Source organism: Methylotuvimicrobium sp. (assembly GCF_050611805.1).
Classification (GTDB): domain Bacteria; phylum Pseudomonadota; class Gammaproteobacteria; order Methylococcales; family Methylomonadaceae; genus Methylotuvimicrobium.
Genome location: NZ_JBNGHF010000079.1, coordinates 1 through 3,530, shown reverse-complemented (window position 1 = coordinate 3,530; position 3,530 = coordinate 1). Strand labels below are relative to the sequence as shown.

General features: G+C 51.6%; 1 protein-coding gene. It reads right to left on the bottom strand.

Features of this window, described 5'->3' with window-relative positions; translation table 11 throughout:
- Nucleotides 1-127: 127 nt before the first annotated feature.
- Nucleotides 128-2,653 carry a Fe(2+) transporter permease subunit FeoB gene (feoB, locus tag ACRJJO_RS20720; RefSeq protein WP_431067474.1) on the bottom strand — a complete coding sequence of 842 codons (2,526 nt, stop codon included), beginning with the start codon at nucleotides 2,651-2,653 and terminating at the stop codon, nucleotides 128-130.
- Nucleotides 2,654-3,530 lie beyond the last annotated feature (877 nt).

The window sequence follows — 3,530 nt, the reverse complement described above, 5'->3', positions numbered from 1 at the left end:
GCATACCGGGCTTAAATACAACGTGCCACTCTTAAAGCCGGTATCGGTTCCCACGGAGGACCGTGGGAGCCAGGGAACGGGTGGGGTTGCCATGGTACGCACAGCGTACCCTACGGAGCTAGAAGTTTCAGATCGATGATTGCCGGCGTTTCCCCCAATAACGAAACACCAACACAACCGCAACGGCGATCATTGCAATCCCGGCCAGCCAGGCCGCCGAGCTTTCCGGATGCTCGCTAAAAGTCGCCGACTGATAAAACAGCGTCGCGGTCAAATAAGCCAGCCCCGTGGACCAGAGTACCATGAACGACGACCAACCTAGACCGGATTCCCGGTAAGCGGCCGCCGAAGTCGCGATGCAAGGGAAATACAGCAAAATAAATAACAGATAGGCAAAAGCGCCGATCGTCCCGTCGAAATGCCGATGCAAGGCCTCGACAAACGGTTCTTGGCCGGCCGATTGATTGACCGGGTCGGCACCGAACATTTTTTTCAGCCCCATCGGGATGGTCATGAAGGCGCGTTCCACCGCATCGCCCAAGTCGAAGGACTGAACTTGTCGGGCGGAAGCCACTTGTCCGGTTTCTGCATAGATCGTTTTCAGCGTGCTGATGACGACGACTTTATGCAGGATACCGGTAAACAACGCAACCGTCGCCGGCCAATTATCTTCGTCGATACCCATCGACCCCAACGCCGGCGTCACCGAACGACCTGCGGCGCTGAGTACCGAATGTTCGATGTCGTTCGGTTTAAAACCGCCGTCCGTCCCGAGCGAACCGAGTATGTTCAAGAGCACGACCATCGTGATGATGATTTTTCCGACCCGCACGACGAAGGTCTTGACCCGGGTCCAACTGTTAATCAATACATTTTTCAGCTTAGGAACGTGATAATTCGGGATTTCCATCATCACCAGCGAAAATTCCTCTTTCAGAAACGTGTTCTTCAGCAGCAATGCGGTCAGCACGGCAAAGAACACGCCTATCGAATAAAGCACGAATACGATCAAGCCGCCGTGGTCCGGGAAAAAAGCCGCGGCGAACAAGGTAAATACGGCCAGCCGAGCGCCGCAGGTCATGAACGGATTCAATAGGATGCTCAGCAACCGGTCGCGCGGATTCTCCAAGGTCCGGGTCGCCAGCATCGCCGGCACGTTACAGCCGAAACCCAGAATCATCGGTACAAAGGCCTTGCCGGGCAGTCCCAGTACGCGCATCAAGCGGTCCATCGCAAACGTCGCGCGGGCCATGTAACCCGACTCCTCCAATACCGAAATGAACAGATACAGAAAACCGAGAATAGGAACGAACGCGGCCACTTCCCGTATTCCGTTGCCGACACCCTGGGCGATCAGCATGATCAACCATTGCGGACTGTCGAGCAGCATCAGGAAATGCCCCATGCCATCGACAAAAAGCGCCTGAGTCAAGTCATTGAAGAAAGGTTTAAAGGCCCGTCCTAGTTTGATCGTGAACGTGAACATCAAATACATCACGCCGAAGAAGATCGGAATGGCCAAGAAACGGTTCAATATCACATGATCGATCTTATCGGAAAGGTTCCTGCCCAGCTCGGACTGCCGCGTGAGCGTCTCATTGACCAATAGACCGATAAAACCGTAGCGGCTGTCCGCGATCAAAAGATCCGCCTCTTCGGCGGCTTGGTCTTCGATCGCCCGGCGCAGTTGTTTCGCGGTCTCGATCAGTAACGGATCGGCATGACCGAGCGCAAAAGCGTCTTGTTCCAGCAATTTGACGGCGAACCATCGCGCATCGCCGTAACGGTTGTCCAATTGCTGCTCTACCAGCGGCGTGAGTCGATCCAGCGCATCCCGAATCGCAAGCGGATAATCGATCACCGAATGCGACAAAACTCTATGCTCCACCGCTTGGTTGATCGACGCTTTCAAAGCCCTGACATCCTCGACTCGAGTCGCAACCAATGAAACCAACGGACATTCGAGGCGGCGGGCTATTTCGTCGCTATCGATCTTGATGTCGCGGCCGGTCGCGTCGTCCATGTTATTCAGCACCACCAGCAGCGGTAGCCGCATTTCCAGCAGTTGTGTCGTCAGATAGAGGTTATGTTCGAGATGCGATGTATCGACGATATTGATGATCAGGTCCGCCTGCCGCGAAAGAATATAATCCCTGGCAATTTTTTCATCCAGCGCCGTGGCCGTAGCGCTCACATCCAACGCATAGATGCCGGGCAAGTCGACAATTTTGACGGTTTTGTCATCGAACCGATAAAAGCCGCTTTTGCGCTCGACGGTCACGCCGGCCCAATTGCCGACATGCTGACGGGCACCGGTCAAACCATTGAACAGCGTGGTTTTACCGCAGTTGGGGTTGCCGATGACGGCGACGGTGTATTCTTGTTTCTGCAAGACAGGTTTCGGGGCCGGCGGCACTTTGTCCAGACGCTCGATTCTCAAGCCGGCGACTTCGTCCGGGCGCATGCTGAGATCGGTACCGCGCACTCTGATTTCAATCGGGTCACCTAACGGTGCGATGCGCAAAATTTTGAATTCGGTGCCGGGTGTCAAACCCATCGCCAGCAGTTTCTGCCGGTAAGGCAAGAAGCTTTTGTCGTAACCCACGACGCGTCCGCAATCGCCCGCTTTCATATCCTTCAAATTCATTTGCATCGAAAGCCACCCTTGTTCCTTTTAAAACGCAAAAAACGCCAATGCCGTTGCTGAATCAGCAATCTCATCATAGCCGGTCTGCATTTGTTTTATCTCATATTCTAAAGTCTAGCAACTCGTCTTACTTACGAGAAAACATCAACTCTATCGATGCCGACAGTGAAACCCGAGTATTTTCCAGACCTCACAGCACTTCATACAGTTAATTTAGGCTATGCTCGCGTTAATAGTTGATACCCATTTGAACTCAAAGTCAGCAGAAACCAAAGGATATAGCTCTAAATAACTTGTCTTATTCAATATTGATCGGATTGTTGAAAGGAGGGTACGGTTGCTCAATTGACAGGTATCGGCGGCAGGGCAGATTTTTGCTCCTGCAAAATCTGCATTTACCCAGCATCTAAATTCCATAATCCATTATCTATGGTTAACTATCTTAGATAGTTTAGGTGCTGGGTTCATGCCATCCTTGGCAATCAGTCGTCCCAGTCAAGCCTTGTATGATTAATTTAATGAATTTTAGCCAGGAAATACTTTAAGCTTTAACGAGTTCATTGGGAGGTCGCTCAAGCCCGAGGACTGGATTAAACCAGAGCCTGTCTATAGATTGACCCCCGCCCTATTCACTTACATGGAGGTATTTACCCAGCACCTAAATTATCTATGTAATCAATCATGGCCAATAGGCTATGGAATTTAAGTGCTGGGTTTACGGCGTCCTGTCAGGCGAGTAATCGTACCCTCTTCCATGCTCAATGTATTGGAAAGCAATCATTGACTATTTCCTAATGGTTTATTTAGTAGGAAAGAAAACCGTTTCAACGTAATTATTCACATCCCCCCTATCGTTCCCACGCTCCAGCGTGGGAATGCAGCC

What these genes read in the sequence shown, in the direction of transcription:
- feoB (WP_431067474.1), bottom strand. Translation starts at nt 2,653, where the DNA reads ATGCAAATGAATTTGAAGGATATGAAAGCGGGCGATTGCGGACGCGTC.